The organism is Paracoccus benzoatiresistens (genome assembly GCF_026913015.1).
Taxonomy (GTDB): Bacteria; Pseudomonadota; Alphaproteobacteria; order Rhodobacterales; family Rhodobacteraceae; genus Paracoccus; species Paracoccus benzoatiresistens.
In genome coordinates, this window is record NZ_JAPTYD010000002.1 from 221,365 (window position 1) to 240,414 (window position 19,050).

Genomic DNA, 19,050 nt, shown 5'->3' on the forward strand with positions numbered 1-19,050 from the left:
ATGACCGTCATCTGCTGGTTCCGAAGGGTGCTTCGGCTGGACGACCACCCCGCCCTGGTTGCCGCCGCCAAGGACGGGCCGGTGATTCCCCTGGTGATCCTGGACCCTGCCGAGGCCCGCGCGCATCCCGCCTCGGCCCAGCGGCAGGCCATGGCGCTGCAGGGGCTGGCGGACGGGTTGCAGGCCCAAGGCAGCCGCCTGATCGTCCGGCGCGGCGATCCCGCGACCGTTCTGGCGCAGATGATCCACGAAACCGGCGCCGTGGCCGTCCATGGCAGCGAAGGCTTGCCCTTTGCCGGCGACCACGGTCTGCGGGCCGCGGTCGAAAGCGCGGGCGCAAGGCTGCACCTGCATCCCCTGGCCGATCTGGTGCCGCGCGGCAGCGTGCTGACCAAGGGCGGCACACGCTTCAAGGTCTTCACCCCCTTCTGGCGCGCCCTGCGCCAGACGGATATCGCCGCACCGCTGCCCATGCCGCGCCTGTCCCTGCCCACCACCTGGCCTGCCAGCGACGCGCCTGACTGGCCCGAGGCCCGGGCGGCGATGAACCGGGGCTGGCCGGTGGTCGCCCGCCATGTCCAGGCCGGGGAAGCCGCAGCCCATGACCGGCTGGACGCCTTTCTGGAGCGCATCACCGCACGCTATGCCGAGGACCGCGACCGCCCCGCCCTTGGCGATGCCACGTCCGGGCTGTCGGACGCCCTTGCCGTCGGAGAGATCAGCGCCCGGCGCATCTGGCACCGGGCCATGAACGCCCAGGACCACGGGCGGGGCGGGCTGGAGGATTTCCTGCGGGAACTGGCCTGGCGAGAGTTCGCGCGCGATCTGTTCCATGAAGCGCCCGGCATGGACCGGGCCTGCTGGCGCAAGGAATGGAATGATTTTTCATGGCAAGGCGACAATGCGGATGCCGAGGCCTGGCGCAGGGGCCGCACGGGCATCTCCATGGTGGATGCCGGCATGCGGGAGATGTTCGCGACCGGGCGGATGCACAACCGCGTGCGGATGATCACGGCCAGCTTCCTGGTCAAGCACCTGATGATCGACTGGCGGGTCGGCCTCGACCGGTTCGCGCGCTGCCTGACCGATTGGGACGCGGCCAGCAATGCGATGAACTGGCAATGGGTGGCAGGCTGCGGGCCGGACGCCTCGCCCTTCTTCCGGGTGTTCAATCCCGAAACCCAAGGCAGCAAGTTCGACCCCAGACGCCTTTATCGCGACCATTGGCTGAAGGAGGAGGGGGCCAGGGACTTTGCCCGGGCCGCGCCCCGGTCCTGGAGCTTCGATCCAAAAGACCGCCCGGCGGTTCTGGTCGATCTGGATCGGGGCCGGCAGCGCGCGCTGGCCGCCTATCGCGGGTTCGCCCGCAAGGAGGCCGCGGCGCGATAGGCCAGAAGCAGGGCGGCCAGGCCGGACAAGGCCAGGACCGGCGGGTTCACGGGGGACAGGTTCGCGGCGAAGATACCCACCAGGGCCCAGACGACCCCTGCGGGATAGGCCCATTCCGCGGGCCTGCGGCTTTGGACCAGCACGGCCACGGCCGTCACCCCCAGCAGGCACAGGATCGCCGCCGCCTGTTCGGACAGGATGCCGTGACCTCCCAGCACCATGCCGAAGGACGCCCCCGTCGCCGCTGTCAGCCAACCGGCATAAAGCGCCACGGGCCGCACCTGCCAGACCGGATCGCGCCGCCCCGCGCGCAGGAAGGCCGCCACGGCGGGCACCAGCATCGCCACGATCAGAACCGTCGCCCCGATGGGGGTCCGATGCGCCGTCTCGATCCAGAAGGCGCCAAGGACGAGGCTGACCAGCAACGCGGGCCGCATCGGCTGCCAGTCGGGATCCCCGGCCCGCTTCCAGGCGCCAAAGCCCGATCCCGCGACCAGCCAGGCAAAGATCAGCCCCCAGATCGAGAAGGCCCAGCCGGCGGGTTGGATCGGCGGATCGGTCTGCGGGATGGGGAACTGATCGGGCCGATAGCCGCCAAAGCCGTTCGACAGCAGGGGCGAGACGGCAAAGGCAAGGGCCGCCAGAAGAACAAGGACGGGCAGAAGACGGTGCATGAGACCTGCGATCTTGACCAGGGTTGCCGTCTTAACGCGACGGCCCGCCAGCCGTTCCGAGACCGCGCGCCCGTTCCAGATCCCCGGGGGTGTTGATGTTGAAGAAGGGATCGACCGCCCCCGTGTCCCACACTGCCAGGGTTGCCGAATGGGCCATGGCAAAGCCCCGCACCCGCCGCTGGCCCGACACCAGGAAGGCGCGCAACTCGTCCCGCAGCGCCACCGGCCATTGCCCGAAGGTGGGGTGGTCGGTCACCCGGCCGCCGCCGTCGCGGCTGGCGGCCAGCACGATGCCGCCGCCCTGCGCGCCAAGGCGTTCCGCCAGGTCGCGCGGAAAGAACGGCGTATCGCCCGCCACGCTGATGACCGCGCCTGCGCCCAGCGAGGCCGCCCAGTCCATCCCCGCCAGGATGCCCGCCAGCGGTCCCGGAAAATCCGGCAGGCTGTCGGGCAGCACGGGCAGGCCGAAACCCGCGAAGCGGCCCGGATCGCCGTTCGCGTTCAGGGCCAGCGGCGCGCATTGCGGCGACAGGCGCGCGATGATCCCGGCCAGCATCGGGCGGCCATCCAGATCCAGCAGGCATTTGTCGCCCCCGCCCATGCGGGTCGCGCGGCCTCCGGCAAGGATGATGGCGGGGGGAAGGGTCATGGGGCGGTTGTGGCGCAGGCAGGCTCTGGCGGCAAGGGCAGTCGTGACTTACAAGAACAGCCGGCGGCAGGGTTGACCGTCCTGTCCGCCCGGAGAGATGCCATGCGACACGACCCCCTGCCCCCCTACCAGATCCAGGCCAGCCTTCCCGATCTGTCCTTCGCCGCCATCGACGCCCTGATCCGGGCCGAGGCTGCCGAACGCGGGCTGGACCTGCATGACGGGCATGGCCGGTCCACCTGGTGCAAGCTGCCGGGCGGCGACGAATTCGGCGCCAGGATCGGACCCACGGGCAGCATCCTTTACGTTCGCGCCCATGCGCGCGACCGGCTTCACAGTCTTCTGGAGGCCGTCACCCTTCACCTCGGGCAGCATCTGCCGGACCAGCGGATCACGTGGTCATCCCTGGACCGACCGGGGGCCTATCCGCCGAATTTCAGCCTGGCCCGCGTGGCGGGGGTCACGCAGGTCGGCACGGATTTCCTGCGGCTGCGGCTGGAAGGCGGCGACCTCGGCCGTTTCGCGCGCGAGCTGATCCATTTTCGCCTGATCCTGCAGCCTCAGGGCGTGACGAAGCCCGCCTGGCCCGTGATCGGCGAGGACGGCCAGACCCTCTGGCCCAAGGGCGCCGCGGCCCTGCACCGCCCCGCCTATACGGTGTGCCATATCGACCCGGCGGCAGGCTGGCTGGAAACCGACATCTTCATCCATGATGGCGGCCGGGCCTGCGACTTTGCCCGCGCGGCAGTGCCCGGCACGCCCGTCGGGCTGACCGGACCGGGCGGCGGTGGCGTGGTGCAAGGGGCAAGCCTGCTGATCGGCGGGGACGAAACGGCCTATCCCGCCCTGGCCCGCATGCTGGAAGCCGCCAGCCCCGGCACGACCGGGGAATGCCATCTGTTCGGCGCGCGGGCGGATTATCCGCTGCCCCCTCATCCGGGGATCCGCGTCCTTCACGCCCCGGGCGGCGAGGCCGCGCTGGCCCACCGCCTGCGCCGTGACGGCACCGGGGCCGATCGAATCTGGCTGGCCACCGAACGCAGGCGACTGGCATCCCTGAAAGCCGCGATCGTCGAGGATCTGGGCATCGGCAAGTCCCGCGCCCATCTGGCAGCCTATTGGAGCGCTTGAAGGCCGCACAGAGCTATCTGAATAGTTGACAATTTTACATGGCTGCTGAATACCCGACGCAAACTTGCGGGTCCGGGTATCGCCTTCTTCAGATTCCCGGCCCCGTTGCGAACCGCCCGCCTGTCGCGGATCAAGAAGCAAGGAACGCCATGACCAACCTGCCGCTGCCGCGCCTGAGCGCGAGTGTTGCCGTCACGCTTGCCTGCCTGCTGGCCCCGGTCGGCCATGCGCAGGAAACCGCGCCGGATACGGCGACCCCGCCGGCCCAGACCCAGCCTCAGGCTCCTGCGGCCCCTGCGCAGGCTGTCCCGAATCCTGCCGCCGCAACGCCCGAACCCGCCCCCGCACCTGTCGCCGAATTCCTGCCGCAATCCGTGCAGGACGCGCTTGCGCCGATCCTGACGCCGCCCGCGCACGACCCGAACCTGCCCCACGACCTGTCGCCCATGGGCATGTTCTGGGCGGCCGACATCGTGGTCAAGGCGGTGATGATCGGGCTGGCCTTCGCCTCGGTCATCACCTGGACGGTGCTGGTCGTGAAGGCGCTGGAGCTGTGGGGAGCAAGCGCCGCCGCACAGGGCGGCATCCGCCGCATCCAGAGCGCGGACAGCCTGGATGCCGCCGTCGCATCCAGCAACGGGCGGCGCGACCCGGTGTCGCGGATGATCCGCCAGGCCGCCGAGGAATACCGCCGGTCCCGGCCCGCCCTGGACGTGGCGGGCGATGGCGGCGTCAAGGAGCGCGTGGATTCGCAGCTGGACCGGATCGAGGCCGTGGCGGGCCGCCGCATGGGCCGGGGCACGGGCGTCCTGGCCACCATCGGGTCCACCGCGCCCTTTGTGGGCCTGTTCGGCACCGTCTGGGGGATCATGAACAGCTTCATCGGCATCTCGGAATCGCAGACCACCAACCTGGCCGTCGTGGCGCCGGGCATCGCCGAGGCGCTGCTGGCCACCGCCATCGGCCTGGTCGCCGCCATCCCCGCCGTGGTGATCTACAACGTCTTCGCCCGCGGCATCACCGGCTATCGCCTGCGCCTTGCCAATGCGGCGGCGGGCGTGCGCCAGCTGGTCAGCCGCGACCTGGATTTCCGCGGCGTGACCGCCAGGCCGGGGGCCTGAGCCATGGCCGGAGGGATCCGCGACAATGGCGATGATCTGGTCGAGAACCACGAGATCAACGTCACCCCCTTCATCGACGTGATGCTGGTGCTGCTGATCATCTTCATGGTCGCGGCGCCGCTTGCGACGGTCGATGTGAATGTCGATCTGCCGGTGTCGAACGCCACGCCCGCGCAGCGCCCGGACCAGCCGGTCTATGTGACCGTGAAGCCCGATCTGACGCTGGCGCTTGGCAACCAGGACATCGCGCCGGGCGGCCTTGCCGCCGCCCTGGCCGAGGCGACCGAGGGCGACCGCGAACAGCGCATCTTCCTGCGCGCCGACCGCGAGGTCGCCTATGGCGACCTGATGGAGGTGATGAACACCCTGCGCGACACAGGCTATCTGAAGATCGCGCTTGTCGGGCTCGAGGCGACGACGGCGGGCGTGCCGCCTGCCGTGCCCGGCCTGGACCCGGCGCCTGCCGCAACGCCCGCCGCAGCGACGGAACCCGGCCAATGAGCGGGCGCGCCGGCCGCGTGATCCGCGAAGGCGCCCTGTGGGGCGGCGCCTCGGCCCTGGTGCTGGCGCTGCATCTGGGCGGTGCGCTGTGGATCATGCGCCAGGCCGAGGCCGCCGCCCCGCCGGGCCTGCCCGAACCCGTCTTCGTCGATCTGGCCCCCGCCGAGGAGGTGGCCGAGGAATCAGTCGCCCCGACCGAGGAGCCGGTCGACGATGCCGCCGAAGAACCCGTCGAGCCGGAGCCCCAGCCCGAACCAGAGCCAGAGCCCGAACCGGCACCCGAGGAGGTGGCCGAGCCGCTGGACCTGCCGCCCCTGCCGGAACTGGAACCGCTGGAGGACATGGCCGAACTGTTCCCGCCCGCGCCGCCGGAACTGGAAACCCCGCCCGAGGTGGCGCTGAACAGCTCGGCCCGGCCGCAGCGCCGCCCCGAACGCGAGCCCGAGCCAGAGCCGCAGCGCCAGGCCGAACCGCGTCGCGAACGCCCCCAGCCGGAACCGCAGCGGCAGGCCGAACCTCGCCGGCAGGAGCAGCCTGCGCAGCAGCAGGCACGCCGCGCGCCACAGGGGGCAGGCGGCAGCGGCGCAACCGGTCCAAGCCCGCAGCAGAAGGCCAGCCTGATGTCTCAGTGGGGCGGCCAGATCCGGTCCTGCATCAGCCGCCGCGCATCCGCCCCGCGCGGGGTGCGCGAAGGGGGCCGGGTGACCCTGAACCTGTCGGTTTCCCGCAATGGGTCCATCCAGGGGGTGGGCATCCAGGGATCGTCCGGCAATCCTGCGCTGGACCAGGCTGCGGTGCAGGCGGCGCAGCGCGCCGGGCGCTGTCCCCGCGCGCCCGCCGAACTGACGGATGCAAGCTATGGCTTCCAGTTGCCGATCAACCTGCAGGTTCGCTGAAAAGGCGCGGGGGGCTGTCTGCCCCCGCCGCCGTCCAGGCGGCTTCCCCAAAGGGATATTTGTGCCAGGGCAAAAGCCCCCTGCCTAAAGGTCCGCCATCGCCTCGGATAGGACGGCAACATGCCGGCCCCTGCCGTCCCAGTCCAGAACCCAGGCCTTTGGCGCCCCGCGCTTGTCGCGCAGCAGGTGCCATTCGTGCAGCACCTGCCCGCGCGGCGACAGCAGCGGCCGGCAATGCCAACGCGTTTCCGCGGCATTCGACCCCGCACCCTGCCGGATCAGCATGATCGCGGTGGTGTGCCCCGACTCGGCCGCAAGCTGCAGGCGGCGGCCTGCGGTCAGGGACAGGTGCTCCTGCGGCTCGGCCACCACAAGACCCACGGCGGGGCTGCGCAGCGTTTCCTCGGCCGCCCAGAGCAGGTCCGTCTCGGCCGCCGCAAGGACCAGATACAGCCTGTCCGCGATGCCGGGTGGCAGGCCCCACAGGAAGGGCAGCCCGCGTTCATGGGCGCGCAGGATCCAGAACAGCGGCCCCGGATGATGCATCGCCTGATAAAGCGCGAAGATACGGCGGCCCGCCCCTTCGGCCTCGTGCATCCGGGCGGGGCGCAGGGGAAAGGGGGCGGTTTGTCGGGCTGGCAGGTCAAGGTCGGGCATGCCGGAACATTACAGGAACATTCCGGTCTGTAAAGTTCGGCTGAAACGCGGCGGCGCATGTGAACACGCACTCTACGGGGTCGGCGCCTCGCCGGGCATGGCGGGCGTTTGTGCGCCTTCGCCCTGGGGGGCGGGGCCGCTTTCGACCAGCCGGTTCTGGTCCCATTGGCCGGACGCGACCTCTCCGCTGGCATAGCGCATGACGCCCTGGCCCTGCCGCTTGCCCGCGACGAAGCTGCCCTCGTAGCGGTCGCCGCTGGCATAGGTCGCAACGCCGGTGCCGTCGATCTCTCCGGCCTTCCAGCCGCCTTCGTAGACAAAGCCGTCGGGCGTGGTCAGCTTGCCCTGCCCTTCGCGCAAGCCGTTCGCGAAGCCGCCGGTATAGACGGTGCCGTCGGGATAGGTCGCCTGCCCCTCGCCATGGCGCTGGCCGTCGGACCAAGCGCCGGTATAGACATAGCCGTCGGGATAGGTCATCCGGCCCTGGCCGTGGTTGCGGGCGTTCCTGAAGCCGCCCTCGTAGACCATGCCATTGGCATAGGTGGCCTTGCCCTCGCCCTCGATCACGCCGGCCTTCCATTGGCCGGAATAGCTGGCGCCGTCGGGATAGGTGATGGTGCCCGTGCCGTCGGGGCGGTCGGCCTTCATCTGGCCGGTATAAACGGACCCGTCGGGATAGGTGATCTGGCCCTCGCCCTCCATCCGGCCCTCGACCCAAGCGCCGGTATAGACATAGCCGTCAGTGCCGGTGAAGGTGCCCTGCCCGTGGCGGCGGTCGGCCTTGAAGGCGCCGTCATAGACATCGCCATTGGCATAGGTGGCGACGCCCTGCCCTTCGCGCTTGCCGTTCAGCATCTGGCCTTCGTAGCGGTCGCCCGAGCCCTGGACCAGCACGCCCGTGCCCGACATCTGCCCTGCCGACCAGATGCCGTCATAGACCAGCCCGTCGGCCATGGTCAGCTTGCCCTTGCCCGCGCGCTGCCCGGCCAGCATCCCGCCTTCGTAGACCGCGCCATCGGGATAGGTGATCTTGCCCTGGCCTTCCTTGACGCCCGCGTTCCAGTCGCCTTCGTAGCGATAGCCGTTGGGCTGGGTCAGCACGCCCTTGCCCTGGTGCAGGCCCTTGACGAAATCGCCGGTATAGACCGACCCGTTGGCATAGCGCGCCACACCCTTGCCGGTGATCTCGCCCGCGACCCAATCGCCTTCATAGGTGCCGCCATCGGCATAGGTGATCTTGCCCGTGCCGTTGGGCTTGCCCTCGGCGAACTGGCCTTCATAAACGGAACCGTTCGGGAAGGTGGCCTTGCCCTGGCCCAGGATCTCGCCCTCGACCCAGTCGCCCTCGTAGCGATAACCGTTGGGCAGGGTATAGATGCCATGTCCGTGCTGGCGGCCGTTGCGGAAGGTGCCCTCGTAGACGCCGCCATCGTCGTATTGCTTTGTGACGACCTGCGCATCCGCGGCGGTGGTTCCCGCCACCAGCGCCAGCACAGCCACCCAACTTGCCGCCTTCATCGCCACTTGCCCTTCGTCTTTTGCCCATGGTCTAGCGCAGCGGACCCTGCGCGCAAAGCCCGACTTTTCCTTTTGCATCCTGTCGCCTATCACGGGGCCGAAAGAAAAAGGGCCGCTACCCATGACCAACCGCTTCCGCCTGACCATCGGCCAGTTGAACGCCACCGTGGGCGATCTGCAGGGCAATGCGGACAAGGCACGCCAGGCATGGGAGGGCGCGAGGGCCGCCGGCGCCGACATGCTGGCCCTGCCCGAGATGTTCATCACCGGATACCAGACCCAGGATCTGGTGCTGAAGCCCGCCTTCATCCGCCAGGCCGAGGAGGAGATCCTTGACCTTGCGGCTTTCTGCGTGGGCGGTCCGACGCTGGGCATCGGCGGCCCCTGGCGGGACGGCGACAGGCTGTACAACGCCTACTGGGTCTTCAAGGACGGCGCGCTGGTCGCCCGCGTGCTGAAGCACCGGCTGCCCCACAAGCAGCTGTTCGACGAATTGCGCTTGTTCGATTCCGGCCCGATCAGCGGCCCCTATCCGGTCGCGGGCGCCCGCATCGGATCGCCCATCTGCGAGGACGGCTGGTCCCCCGACGTGGCCGAGACCCTGGCCGAAACGGGGGCCGAGATCCTGGTGGTGCCCAACGGATCGCCCTATCACCGCAACAAGCTGGACCTGCGCATGGGCCACATGGTCGGCCGCGTGGTGGAAACCGGGCTGCCGCTGGTCTATGTCAACATGGCGGGCGGCCAGGACGACCAGCTTTACGACGGCGCCAGCTTCGTGCTGAACCCCGGCGGGCACAAGGTCGTCCAACTGCCGCCCTTCCAGGAGATGCTGGCCCATGTGGACTTCTCGCTGACCGATGACGGCTGGCGGGCCGAGCCGGGCCTGATGGCGCCCCAGCCCGACGAATGGGAACAGGATTACCAGGCCATGATGCTGGGCCTGCGCGAATACCTGCGCAAGTCCGGTTTCGGAAAGGTCGTCCTGGGCATGTCGGGCGGCATCGATTCCGCGCTTGTCGCCACCATCGCCGCCGACGCGATCGGCCCGCAGAACGTGCGTTGCGTGATGCTGCCCAGCGAATACACCTCGCAGGCCAGCCTGGACGACGCGGCCGATTGCGCCGCCCGGCTTGGCGCGCGGCTGGACACCGTCCATATCGAGGGCGCGCGCGACGCGGTCGGCAGCGCCCTGGCGCATCTGATGGCCGGCACGCAGCCCGGCATCACCGAGGAAAACATCCAGTCCCGCCTGCGCGGACTGATGCTGATGGCCCTTTCCAACAAGTTCAACGAGATGCTGCTGACCACCGGCAACAAGTCCGAGGTCGGCGTGGGCTATGCCACGATCTATGGCGACATGGCGGGCGGCTATAACCCGATCAAGGATCTCTACAAGACCCGCGTGTTCCAGACCTGCCGCTGGCGCAACGCCAATCACCGCGACTGGATGATGGGACCGGCGGGCGAGGTGATCCCGCCCCGGATCATCGCCAAGCCGCCCTCGGCCGAGCTGCGGCCCGACCAGAAGGACGAGGATTCGCTGCCCCCCTACGAGGTTCTGGACGCGATCCTGGAAGGGCTGGTCGAAAAGGACCTGTCGCTGCGCGATCTGGTGGAACAGGGCTTCGATGCCGATACGGTGACCAAGGTCGAAAGGCTGCTTTATGGCAGCGAATGGAAGCGGTATCAGGCCGCCCCCGGTCCGCGCATCTCGACAAGGGCCTTCTGGCTGGACCGCCGCTATCCCTTGGTGAACCGCTGGCGCGACAGGCTGTAGGGGCGTGGTGGGGCGAAACCCCACCACGCCGGGCGTCGCGCAGTTATGGGACGGGGCATCACCCCACCAGCTCCCGCGCGGCCATGTCGATGAATTCCTCCTGGTTGCGTCCGACATTGTGGACAAAGACCACGTCGGCGCCCAGTTCGGCGAAGGCCTGCAGGTCGGCGCGATGCTTGCCCGGATCGGCGGACACGCTTACCGACCGGCCGATCTGATCCTTGTCCACGAACTGGCCCAGAAGATCGAAATCCGACGGGCGGCGAATGTCCCAGTTGATCTCTCCGCCGATCGCGACGGGCGCCCATTGGTCCAGCGCACTCGCCATCGCCTCGTCATGGGTGGCGGCCCAAGAGATGGTGTGCTGGATATGGACGGGCTTGCCCGCGCCGCCGCCCTCGCGGAAGGCGTCGATGACCTTGGCGACATTGGCCGGATCGCCGCCAAGGGTCAGCAGCCCCTCGGCCCAGCCCCCCAGGAAACGCGCCGTTTCGGCGGTCGCGGCCGCGCCGAACAGGGGCGGCGGGGTGTCGGGCAGCGACCACAGCCGCGCCTCGACCGCGGTGACGCGGCCGCGATGCGTCACGGTTTCGCCCCGCAGCAGGGCGTGCATCACGTCGAAGCATTCCTTCAGCCGCGCGTTGCGCTCGGGCTTGTCGGGCCAGGGCTGGCCGGTCATGGCCTCGTTCAGCGCCTCGCCCGTCCCCAAGGCCAGCCAGAAGCGGCCCGGAAACATCTGCCCCAGCGTCGCCGCCGCCTGAGCCATCACCGCCGGGTGATAGCGATAGCCGGGCGCCGCGATATTGCCGAAGGGCACGGTTGTCGCCTGCATGGCGGCGCCCAGCCAGACCCAGGCATGGCCGGAATGGCCCTGACGTTCGCTCCAGGGCTGGATGTGGTCCGAGCATTTGATCGCGGCAAAGCCCGCCTCTTCGGCCAGGCGCGCCAGATCCCGCAAGGCGCGGGGGGCGTATTGTTCGTGCGAGCAGTGGTATCCGATGCGCGTCATGCAGGACCGTCCCTTTGTCGTTCTCTGGCTGCAAGCGCCCGAACGGACCGGAAGTTCCCGCGCCGGGACAATCGGGGGGCGCGATGCCGTCACATCCGGCAACCAGGCAGGCGCGGCATGAACGAGATGGACGAAGGGGGGTCATCCCCGGCGCCCGTGTGGAACGCCCCGCCCTGGCAGCTCCGACGGCTTCCTTGCCTTTGCGACACGTGCCGCGGCATGCGGCATCTGCGTCATCCTGTATCTGGCGGCGCCCGCATCCGCAGGACCCAGCCCGGATGCGGGCTTCGCTGGTCGAAATGGCCGAAAGCGGCCGCGATCAACGGCCCGCCGCGGTCTTGCCCTTGTGGAGGGGCACGGGCGTCCGATGATAATCCTTGAACCATTCGACATAGGCCCGGACGCCCTCATCGACGGATGTTTGGGGGGCATAGCCGGTCAGGCGGCGCAGCAGACTGTTGTCGGCCCAGGTGGCCATCACGTCGCCGGGCTGCATCGGCAGCAGGACCTTTTGCGCCTCTTGGCCCGCGGCCGATTCGATGGCGGCGATGAAGTCCAGAAGCGGCACGGGCTGGCCATTGCCGATGTTGATGACCCGCCAGGGACCGACGGGCGACAGGCTGTCCCCCTCGACCGCGGGGCCGGTCGGCGGCACATCCATCAGCAGGCGGATGCCGCGCACCAGATCCTCGACATAGGTGAAGTCGCGCTTCATGTTCCCGTGGTTGAAGACCTTGATCGGCCGCCCTTCCAGGATCGCCGAGGTGAACAGATAGGGCGCCATGTCCGGGCGCCCCCAGGGGCCATAGACCGTGAAGAAGCGGAACATGGTCGTCGGGATGTCGAACAGATGGGCATAGGCATGGGCCATCGCCTCGTTCGATTTCTTTGTCGCCGCGTAGAAGGACACCTGGGTATCGACCTTGTCCGTCTCGCGATACGGCATCTCGGTATTGGCCCCGTAGACGGAACTGGTCGAGGCCAGCAGAAGATGGTCGGGCTTGTGCGCCCGCGCCGCCTCCAGCAGCTCGAAGGTGCCGATCAGGTTCGATTCGACATAGGCGCGCGGATTGTCGATGGAATAGCGCACGCCCGCCTGGGCGGCCAGATGAACGACCACCTGGGGCCGTTCCCGGGCCATGATGTCGGCCAGCAGGCCCCCGGTCTCGACGCTGCCCCGGACCGCCATGTAATGGGGGTGCCGTTTCAGCAGGCTTTCCCGGTCGGCCTTCAGGCGGGGATCGTAATAATCGTTGTGATTGTCCAATCCTACGACGCGAAATCCCTCGGCCAGCAGCAATCGAGAGAGATGATAGCCGATAAAGCCCGCCGCGCCGGTAACAAGAGCCGTCTTCATCCGATCACTCCAGTCATACCAGTTACAAGATCAATCTTGAACGAATGGCCGCGCGGATCTGAAAATCTTGTCCGTCAGCCATTGGAATTCAGTTCGTGCAAACCCGGAAGAAAGAGCAGTTTGTGACCATGGTTTCCGATCAACCGCCTGCGTCAATATGACTTCCGGGGCGCCATGCGTCAAAATATTTGTGCGCATGATTGCCCGGCATTCGCCGTTTTCATGTCAGGGCGGCTCGGGATGCGCAGGGCACGCACTGATCGCGGCTGCCCGCGCCGTCACCCGGCCGACCCAATCCGGCGCATCGCGATCGGTGGCCGACATGACCAGCGGCACGGCCGGCCATTCGATGGCAAAGCCGGGATCGTTCCAGCGCAGGACATGCTGAAGGGCGGGCACATGCGGCGCCGAGGTCGTATAGACGACCTGCGTGTCGGGCTTCAGCGTCAGGAAACCATGTGCGCAGCCTGCCGGGACATAGAGCACTTCGTTCCCGCCCGCCGTCAGGGTCACGGCGCACCATGTCCCGAAGGATGGCGATCCGGGCCGGACATCGGCGATCACGTCATGGATCGCGCCGGCGACGCAGGTCACCAGCTTTGCTTCGGCATGGGGGGCGGCCTGCCAGTGCAGGCCGCGCAGGGTGAAGGGCGCCGGGCTTGCCGATTGGTTGACCTGCGCGATCTCGACCGGAAGCCCGGCCTCCTGCATCGAGGCCCGGCAGAACAGCCGCGAAAACGTGCCGCGCTGATCCGCAAAGGACGGCGGGCTGACCAGCCGAGCGCCGTCGACGGGAAGGTCTGTCATGCGCATGACAGATCCTGCCTTGCGGGGGACAGCAGAAGATCGCGCAAACCGTCTTCGAGCGCGACCCTGGGCTGCCAGCCGGGTAGAAGCGGCTGGCGCCACAGCCTCATCACCGTGCCCGGCAGGTAATCGAGCGCCCCGAACCGGACCCCCAGCGGGCGCCCCGCGACCCGTTCCATCAGCGCCACGATCTCGCGCAGTTGCCGGGGATTTCCACCCCGCAGCGCCCAGCTTTGCGACGCGTCCAGGGTGCCGTCCCACAGGCCCTGGGCCGCCGCCAGGAAACCTGCGGCCAGATCGCGGACATGGATCAGGTCAAGCTCCTGCTTGCCTGGCGACAGGTCGATGGTCCGGCCGGTGCGATGGCACTCGACCAGCTGGCTGACCAGCCGGCCGCGCCTGTCGTTCGGGCCATAGCTGTCGGCGACCTTGAGAACCATGGTGCGAAAGCCGAAGCGCAGGGCGTAATGGGCCAGGATGTCGCCAAAGGCCTGCTTGGTGGCCGCATAAAGCCCGTTGGGAACGTAATCCTCGGTTTCCGCGGCGTGCTGCCATTGGCTGCCGGCCGCGACGAAGACACGGCAGGGCGTCGGCAGCAGCAATTCCAGCAGGGCGGTGCCGAAACCGATATTGGCCTCGATCATCCGTTCCGCCGCACCGGCCGCGGTATCGGGCAGATAGCTTGCGGCAAGATGGATCACCGCATCGGGCGGCCGGTCTTCGATCCTGTCGCGCAGGGCGGAAAGGCCCGGCTGGATGGGAACAAGATCCAGTTGCGGCAGGGTGGCGGCCAGCATCTCGCGGCGCGGGCCGGGCCGGACGGGAGCGATGACCTCGATCCCCGCGGCGACAGCCTGCCTTGCAACCTCGCCGCCCGCAAACCCGGTTGCCCCGGTCAAGACGATGCGCTTCATGCGGTCCCCCTCCCTCGGGTCATGTCAGGCTCCGATCAGAAGCCGTGAATATCTGCCCGCGACCACCCGGACCGTGACGACCAGAAGGCAGCAAAGGCCAAGCGACAGGACAAAGATCACCGGAATGGCCAGCAGCGGGTATGCCATCATCCCGTCGTCGCCCAGGATCACCCGAAGCCCCTTCAGGATGATGCGGATGATCAGGGCGTGCAGGAAATACACGGCGAAGGCCATGTCCGCGATCCAGCACAACGCCCGCTTCAGCCCCGCACTGGCGATCGGCCGCACCCGCGCCAGCAGCGCCACGATCGCAATGCCGCTGGCGATGCGCTGGATATAGAACATCGTTTCCCGAAGATCGGTGATCCCGACATCCAGGATATTGTGGCGATACATCAGGAAGACGATGACCGTCGCCGCAAGGCTGATGCCCCACAGCAGGCGCTGGCGGCGCGTGGCCCAGTCGATCCAGCGGTCCAGATCCGATCCGATCACCAGGGCCACTACATAGGCGCCGGTGAAATAAAGGATGGTCCAAACCGTGAGATCCGTCCCCTCGCGCGAGAAGACCAGGGGCATCAGCGACAGCAGGACGGTCAGCCAGCGCAGCCGGGCATCCCGCACGATCCACAGCAGCAGCGGGCTTATCAGATACAGGAACAGGATGACCGGGATATACCACAGGACATAGATCGCCTCTCCGAACAGCACGTTGTGGACGATCTGGCCCGGCAGGGTCCGGGCGCTGTCATGGCTCCGTCCCGCCCAGGCCACGAGCAGCGTCAGCCCGACCGAGACGACGACATAGGGCAGCAGGACATTGCGGATGCGCCCCGACAGGAATTTCCACCGCCCCTTCCGCCACAGCGCGTGGGCATAGACGATCCCCGAAATCATGGTGAAATAGACAGTCGCATTGTGGAACAGGGTGTCGTTCAACGCGAAGACGGCGTTCGAATCGTCCTCCAGCGGGTGGCCGCCGCGGAAGAAATAGGTTCGCCCCGAATGCAGAAACACGATCATCAGGATCGCGAGACCCCGGAACTGGTCCAGCGCGGCAAGCCGCCTGGCAAGTCCTGCCGGCGGAACGGGAAAGGCTTGCACCTGGCCCATGCCCCGTTCCGGCGGGCCGGGTCTGGGCGGCCCCCGCGTGACCGCAGGCTCAGGCATTCGCCTGGTCCAGCACCTCGGCGACGCCCTGGGCCATGTCGTGCATGTCCGGGGCCGACCAGCTGGGATCGACCAGGAAGGCAAGGCTGGTTTCCCCCAGGGCCTGGGCGACCGGCAGGGGCGCCGCCGGTCCGATATTGCGCGAGGCGAATGTCCCTTCGCGATAAATCTCGGAGCAGCTTCCGCTGAAGGCGGTCAGCCCCCGCTCGGCCAGGCTGTCGAGGATGCGCTGGCGCGTCCAGCCGGGACGCAGCCGTTCCGGGCGCAGGAAGGCATAGAAGCGGTAATAGGCATGGGTCAGCCCCGCCTCGGGCAAGGGCACCCGCAGGCCGGGCAGCGCGGCAAAGGCGTCCGCCAGGATCATCGCGTTGCGCGTGCGGATCGCGCGCCATTCCGGCAGGCGCTGCAACTGGACCAGCCCAAGCGCCGCCGAGGGGCCGGTCATGCGCAGGTTCGTGCCCGGGCCCGCGGCATGAAGCCAGCGAAAGCCCGGCGGATGATCCTGGCGCAGCGTCTCGGCACGCGACTTGCCGTGATCCTTGAAGGACCACAGCCTTTCGTAAAGCGCCTCGTCGTCGGTCAGGATCATGCCGCCTTCGCCGCCGGTGGTCATGATCTTGTCCTGGCAGAAGGACAATGAGGCCAGCGTGCCGAAGCGCCCGACATGCGTGTCGCCGATCATCGCGCCATGGGCCTGCGCGCAATCCTCCATCACCCACAGCCCATGCCGTTCGGCCAGGGCCATGATGCCGGGCATGTCGCAGGGCCAGCCCGCCAGATGGACGGGGATGATGCCGCGGGTGCGGGGGGTGATCAGCGGCTCGATGGTCCGGGGCGTGATGTTCTGGCTGTCGGGATCGACATCGGCAAAGACCGGCACGCCCCCCGCCAGAAGCACGCAACTGGCCGAGCTGATGAAGCTGCGCGGGGTCACGATCACCTCGTCGCCGGGCTGCAGGTCCAGGGCATAAAGGGCCGCGTCCATGGTCACGCTGCCATTGGCCATGGCGATGGCAAAGCGCGCGCCGGTGGCCTGCACATAGGCCTGCTCGAATGCGGTCACATCCGGGCCGGTCCAGGCATTGACCCGGCCCGAGCGCAGCACGGCCGCGACGGCCTCGATCTGTTCGTCGTCATAAATGGGCCAGCGGGCGGCCATGGTGTTCCCTCATGCAAGCAGGCGGATGGCGACAAAGGCTTCGGCGGCGGGACGATGAACGGTCGCGCCGCGCAGCGTGGCAAGCGCGCGGATGGTTTCGACCGACCGTTCATGCGGGGCCGGACGGTGCTGGGATGCGAATTGCCCGAAGGCCGCCAGCTTGCGGTCGATGGTGGCCGAGATGTCCACGAAGCAGTTCGGCAGAAAGGCGGGCGTCAGATAGGGGGCGTTCCAGTTGGTTTCCGACAGCGTTTCGTAGGCCAGGATCGCCGTCGGAAAGCGCGCCTGATGCGGACGCGAGGCCACCATCCCGGACAGGAAGGCCAGTTGGTGGTCCAGATGGATGTCGCCCGGATGGGGCAGGAAGATCGTCGCCGGGTCGATCCGGCGCACCAGGGCGCCAAGGCTGTCATTCGCCTCGGCATGGGACACGGTGTCCAGCGCGGCGGCGGGCAGGTCCAGCCAATGCGTCTCGGCCACGCCAAGCGTCTGGTGGGCCTGTCGCGCCTCGTCCCGGACGGTGCCGACCTGACGGGCGTCGAAGCGCGGCGGGCGGCCGGCGGTCAGCACGGCGACATGGACGGGGGCGCCTTCGTCGGCCAGCCGGGCCATGGTGCCGCCGACGCCCAGAACCTCGTCATCGGGGTGGGGGGCGATGATCAGGACAGGGCCTGCTGCGGCAAGATCGATCAAGGGCATGGGCCACTCCGAAAGCGGGCGTGAATCTTTGGCATCGGGCCGTCGTAATCCAGCAGGTCCAGGCAGCGCCCGTCGCCGCAGAGCACGGTGACCGCGTGGCCGACCGCCTGAACCTGGCCGGGCAGGCCGATGTGATATCCTTCGCGCGCGGAAAGGCGGGCCGCGCGGATGCAGCGCCGGCCCGTATCGTCAAAGGTGAAGGCGGCCGGATAGGGCGGCGAGACGGCGCGGATCAGCCGCTCGATCTGCGCTGCGGGCGCCGTCCAGTCGATCATCCCGTCCTGCGGCTCGCGTTTGGCGCAGAGCGTGGCAAGGTCGTGGTCCTGCACGGTCCGGGGCCGTTCGCCGCGTTCCAGCCGCCCCATCAGGTCGATCACCAGCGGCACCATCGCGCCTACGGCCCGGTCATACAGGCTGCGCGCGGTGTCCCGGCCGGCGTCGATCGGGAACAGCGCCTGCGCGGCGATGTCGCCGCTGTCGGTGCCCTCGTCCAGCCACAACAGCGTGGCGCCGCCCTGCGTTTCGCCGCAGAGGATCTGCCAGGGGATCACGCCGCGTCCCCGCATCCGCGGCAGGGCCGAGGGATGGAAGCCGATGCAGCCCAGGGCGGGGATGGCGCGGAATTCCGCCCCGCACAGCTGCGACCAGCCGATCACCAGCGCCAGGTCGGGCGCGGCGGCGCGCAGGGCCGCAAGCGTGTCGGGCGCATTGCTGCGGGCGGTTTCATGAACGGGAATGCCATGGCGGGCGGCGATCGGCCGCAGGTCGGCAAAGTCCGAATGATTCGCGGCACGATCCAGCGGCAGCGTCATCACCAGGACCGGCGCATGTCCGGCCGCGCAAAGCCCGTCAAGCGCGCGTGCCGAGCCCTCGACGGCGCCAACAAAGACTGTTCTCATGCGGGGATCCCCTGCGCGGCGAGCCATTGCTGCGCCACAGAAAGCCTCTCGGGATGCGGATGTTCGCCCCGCAGCGCCACGGCGACGGTCTCGACCAGGATGCGCAGGTCCAGCATGGTCGAGCGGTGGTCCACATACCACAGGTCCAGGGCCAGCTTCTGCGCATCATCCAGGCGGGTGTTGCCGCTGACCTGCGCCCAGCCTGTCAGGCCCGGCGCGACCATGCAGCGGCGGCGGCCTGCCTCTCCGAAGCCTGCGATGGTTTCGGGCAGCAGGGGCCGCGGCCCCACCAGCGCCATGTCGCCGCGCAGGATCAGCACAAGCTGCGGCAGCTCGTCCAGCCGCAGCCGGCGGATCAGCCTGGACATGGGAATCTGGCGCAGGTGATCGGGCAGCAGCCTGCCGTCGGGCCCGCGCTCCTCGGTCATGGTGCGAAACTTGACGATGGTGAAGGGCCGCGCGCTCCGGCCCTGCCTGACCTGCCGGAAGAACACCGGCCTGCCGATCCGCAGGCATATGAGAATCCAGGTAATCCCCTGAAAAGGCAAGGTTGCAATAAACAGAATGGAGGCAAGAAACAATTCGACAGGGCGACTCATGACCAACCGATACAACCAAGAGAACTTTCGGCTCTACATTTTCAAGGATAGGCATTTTTTTTATCGCCATGCAACAATTTAGCGATAGTATGGGGTCGGTAAAGATTTCCGGACGGCCCCG

At 68.3% G+C, this 19,050-nt stretch carries 19 protein-coding genes; 6 read left to right on the top strand and 13 right to left on the bottom strand.

Annotated elements, in window-relative coordinates; translation table 11 throughout:
• The gene (locus OU682_RS03125; protein ID WP_268940599.1) at positions 1-1,389 is read left to right on the top strand and encodes a cryptochrome/photolyase family protein; all 1,389 of its coding nucleotides are present in this window, start codon (positions 1-3) and stop codon (positions 1,387-1,389) included.
• On the opposite strand, the gene OU682_RS03130 is transcribed toward OU682_RS03125, so the two are convergent.
• Positions 1,350-2,063 carry a TspO/MBR family protein gene (locus OU682_RS03130; protein WP_268940600.1) on the bottom strand — a complete coding sequence of 238 codons (714 nt, stop codon included), beginning with the start codon at positions 2,061-2,063 and terminating at the stop codon, positions 1,350-1,352. The two genes, OU682_RS03125 and OU682_RS03130, sit on opposite strands and share 40 nt — an antisense overlap.
• Positions 2,064-2,094: 31 nt before the next feature.
• Positions 2,095-2,712: a molybdenum cofactor guanylyltransferase MobA gene (mobA, locus tag OU682_RS03135; RefSeq protein ID WP_268940601.1), complete on the bottom strand. Its 618-nt coding sequence runs from the start codon at positions 2,710-2,712 to the stop codon at positions 2,095-2,097.
• 102 nt (positions 2,713-2,814) lie between these two features.
• On the opposite strand from mobA, the gene OU682_RS03140 reads away from it, so the two are divergent.
• The 4 genes from OU682_RS03140 to OU682_RS03155 all read left to right on the top strand — a co-directional run bounded on the left by OU682_RS03140 (position 2,815) and on the right by OU682_RS03155 (position 6,361).
• Positions 2,815-3,843 carry a siderophore-interacting protein gene (locus OU682_RS03140; RefSeq protein ID WP_268940602.1) on the top strand — a complete coding sequence of 343 codons (1,029 nt, stop codon included), beginning with the start codon at positions 2,815-2,817 and terminating at the stop codon, positions 3,841-3,843.
• A 149-nt stretch (positions 3,844-3,992) separates the two neighbouring features.
• The gene (gene exbB, locus OU682_RS03145; protein ID WP_268940603.1) at positions 3,993-4,964 is read left to right on the top strand and encodes a tonB-system energizer ExbB; all 972 of its coding nucleotides are present in this window, start codon (positions 3,993-3,995) and stop codon (positions 4,962-4,964) included.
• A gap of 3 nt (positions 4,965-4,967) precedes the next feature.
• Positions 4,968-5,465 (top strand): TonB system transport protein ExbD, encoded by a 498-nt coding sequence (gene exbD / locus OU682_RS03150; RefSeq protein ID WP_268940604.1) that lies wholly within the window; start codon positions 4,968-4,970, stop codon positions 5,463-5,465.
• Positions 5,462-6,361, top strand: coding sequence for a TonB family protein (locus OU682_RS03155; protein WP_268940605.1), 900 nt, complete (start codon positions 5,462-5,464; stop codon positions 6,359-6,361). The genes exbD and OU682_RS03155 overlap by 4 nt, the downstream gene beginning before the upstream one ends.
• A gap of 84 nt (positions 6,362-6,445) precedes the next feature.
• Here the strand turns inward: OU682_RS03155 and OU682_RS03160 are convergent, their stop codons facing one another.
• Positions 6,446-7,018, bottom strand: a complete 573-nt coding sequence (locus OU682_RS03160) for an ImuA family protein (protein WP_268940606.1) — start codon at positions 7,016-7,018, stop codon at positions 6,446-6,448.
• 72 nt (positions 7,019-7,090) lie between these two features.
• Positions 7,091-8,536, bottom strand: a complete 1,446-nt coding sequence (locus tag OU682_RS03165) for an MORN repeat-containing protein (protein WP_268940607.1) — start codon at positions 8,534-8,536, stop codon at positions 7,091-7,093.
• A gap of 121 nt (positions 8,537-8,657) precedes the next feature.
• On the opposite strand from OU682_RS03165, the gene OU682_RS03170 reads away from it, so the two are divergent.
• Entirely contained in the window at positions 8,658-10,316 is a 1,659-nt protein-coding gene (locus tag OU682_RS03170) for an NAD+ synthase (RefSeq protein WP_268940608.1), read from the top strand.
• A gap of 58 nt (positions 10,317-10,374) precedes the next feature.
• On the opposite strand, the gene OU682_RS03175 is transcribed toward OU682_RS03170, so the two are convergent.
• From OU682_RS03175 to OU682_RS03215, 9 genes are all read right to left on the bottom strand, one after another.
• Positions 10,375-11,325 carry a TIGR03885 family FMN-dependent LLM class oxidoreductase gene (locus OU682_RS03175; RefSeq protein WP_268940609.1) on the bottom strand — a complete coding sequence of 317 codons (951 nt, stop codon included), beginning with the start codon at positions 11,323-11,325 and terminating at the stop codon, positions 10,375-10,377.
• A 319-nt stretch (positions 11,326-11,644) separates the two neighbouring features.
• Positions 11,645-12,682 carry an NAD-dependent epimerase/dehydratase family protein gene (locus tag OU682_RS03180; RefSeq protein WP_268940610.1) on the bottom strand — a complete coding sequence of 346 codons (1,038 nt, stop codon included), beginning with the start codon at positions 12,680-12,682 and terminating at the stop codon, positions 11,645-11,647.
• A gap of 225 nt (positions 12,683-12,907) precedes the next feature.
• A complete protein-coding gene (locus OU682_RS03185) occupies positions 12,908-13,489 on the bottom strand; it encodes a dTDP-4-dehydrorhamnose 3,5-epimerase family protein (RefSeq protein WP_268940611.1) in 582 nt (193 codons plus the stop codon).
• Positions 13,486-14,403 carry an NAD-dependent epimerase/dehydratase family protein gene (locus tag OU682_RS03190; protein WP_268940612.1) on the bottom strand — a complete coding sequence of 306 codons (918 nt, stop codon included), beginning with the start codon at positions 14,401-14,403 and terminating at the stop codon, positions 13,486-13,488. Before OU682_RS03190 ends, OU682_RS03185 begins: the two co-directional genes overlap by 4 nt.
• A 24-nt stretch (positions 14,404-14,427) precedes the next feature.
• Positions 14,428-15,573: an acyltransferase gene (locus OU682_RS03195; protein WP_268940613.1), complete on the bottom strand. Its 1,146-nt coding sequence runs from the start codon at positions 15,571-15,573 to the stop codon at positions 14,428-14,430.
• Entirely contained in the window at positions 15,566-16,732 is a 1,167-nt protein-coding gene (locus OU682_RS03200; RefSeq protein ID WP_268940614.1) for a DegT/DnrJ/EryC1/StrS family aminotransferase, read from the bottom strand. The genes OU682_RS03195 and OU682_RS03200 overlap by 8 nt, the downstream gene beginning before the upstream one ends.
• 9 nt (positions 16,733-16,741) lie before the next feature.
• Positions 16,742-17,431, bottom strand: coding sequence for a PIG-L deacetylase family protein (locus OU682_RS03205; protein ID WP_268940615.1), 690 nt, complete (start codon positions 17,429-17,431; stop codon positions 16,742-16,744).
• Positions 17,422-18,330 (bottom strand): methionyl-tRNA formyltransferase, encoded by a 909-nt coding sequence (locus tag OU682_RS03210; protein WP_268940616.1) that lies wholly within the window; start codon positions 18,328-18,330, stop codon positions 17,422-17,424. The genes OU682_RS03205 and OU682_RS03210 overlap by 10 nt, the downstream gene beginning before the upstream one ends.
• The gene (locus OU682_RS03215; protein ID WP_268940617.1) at positions 18,327-18,929 is read right to left on the bottom strand and encodes a sugar transferase; all 603 of its coding nucleotides are present in this window, start codon (positions 18,927-18,929) and stop codon (positions 18,327-18,329) included. The genes OU682_RS03210 and OU682_RS03215 overlap by 4 nt, the downstream gene beginning before the upstream one ends.
• Between the last annotated feature and the right edge of the window lie 121 nt (positions 18,930-19,050).

What these genes read in the sequence shown, in the direction of transcription:
- OU682_RS03200 (WP_268940614.1), bottom strand. Translation starts at nt 16,732, where the DNA reads ATGGCCGCCCGCTGGCCCATTTATGACGACGAACAGATCGAGGCCGTC.
- OU682_RS03190 (WP_268940612.1), bottom strand. Translation starts at nt 14,403, where the DNA reads ATGAAGCGCATCGTCTTGACCGGGGCAACCGGGTTTGCGGGCGGCGAG.
- OU682_RS03175 (WP_268940609.1), bottom strand. Translation starts at nt 11,325, where the DNA reads ATGACGCGCATCGGATACCACTGCTCGCACGAACAATACGCCCCCCGC.
- exbB (WP_268940603.1), top strand. Translation starts at nt 3,993, where the DNA reads ATGACCAACCTGCCGCTGCCGCGCCTGAGCGCGAGTGTTGCCGTCACG.
- OU682_RS03215 (WP_268940617.1), bottom strand. Translation starts at nt 18,929, where the DNA reads ATGAGTCGCCCTGTCGAATTGTTTCTTGCCTCCATTCTGTTTATTGCA.
- OU682_RS03170 (WP_268940608.1), top strand. Translation starts at nt 8,658, where the DNA reads ATGACCAACCGCTTCCGCCTGACCATCGGCCAGTTGAACGCCACCGTG.
- OU682_RS03165 (WP_268940607.1), bottom strand. Translation starts at nt 8,536, where the DNA reads ATGAAGGCGGCAAGTTGGGTGGCTGTGCTGGCGCTGGTGGCGGGAACC.
- OU682_RS03130 (WP_268940600.1), bottom strand. Translation starts at nt 2,063, where the DNA reads ATGCACCGTCTTCTGCCCGTCCTTGTTCTTCTGGCGGCCCTTGCCTTT.
- OU682_RS03205 (WP_268940615.1), bottom strand. Translation starts at nt 17,431, where the DNA reads ATGCCCTTGATCGATCTTGCCGCAGCAGGCCCTGTCCTGATCATCGCC.
- OU682_RS03140 (WP_268940602.1), top strand. Translation starts at nt 2,815, where the DNA reads ATGCGACACGACCCCCTGCCCCCCTACCAGATCCAGGCCAGCCTTCCC.
- OU682_RS03185 (WP_268940611.1), bottom strand. Translation starts at nt 13,489, where the DNA reads ATGACAGACCTTCCCGTCGACGGCGCTCGGCTGGTCAGCCCGCCGTCC.
- OU682_RS03155 (WP_268940605.1), top strand. Translation starts at nt 5,462, where the DNA reads ATGAGCGGGCGCGCCGGCCGCGTGATCCGCGAAGGCGCCCTGTGGGGC.
- OU682_RS03160 (WP_268940606.1), bottom strand. Translation starts at nt 7,018, where the DNA reads ATGCCCGACCTTGACCTGCCAGCCCGACAAACCGCCCCCTTTCCCCTG.
- OU682_RS03195 (WP_268940613.1), bottom strand. Translation starts at nt 15,573, where the DNA reads ATGCCTGAGCCTGCGGTCACGCGGGGGCCGCCCAGACCCGGCCCGCCG.
- OU682_RS03180 (WP_268940610.1), bottom strand. Translation starts at nt 12,682, where the DNA reads ATGAAGACGGCTCTTGTTACCGGCGCGGCGGGCTTTATCGGCTATCAT.
- OU682_RS03125 (WP_268940599.1), top strand. Translation starts at nt 1, where the DNA reads ATGACCGTCATCTGCTGGTTCCGAAGGGTGCTTCGGCTGGACGACCAC.
- exbD (WP_268940604.1), top strand. Translation starts at nt 4,968, where the DNA reads ATGGCCGGAGGGATCCGCGACAATGGCGATGATCTGGTCGAGAACCAC.
- OU682_RS03210 (WP_268940616.1), bottom strand. Translation starts at nt 18,330, where the DNA reads ATGAGAACAGTCTTTGTTGGCGCCGTCGAGGGCTCGGCACGCGCGCTT.
- mobA (WP_268940601.1), bottom strand. Translation starts at nt 2,712, where the DNA reads ATGACCCTTCCCCCCGCCATCATCCTTGCCGGAGGCCGCGCGACCCGC.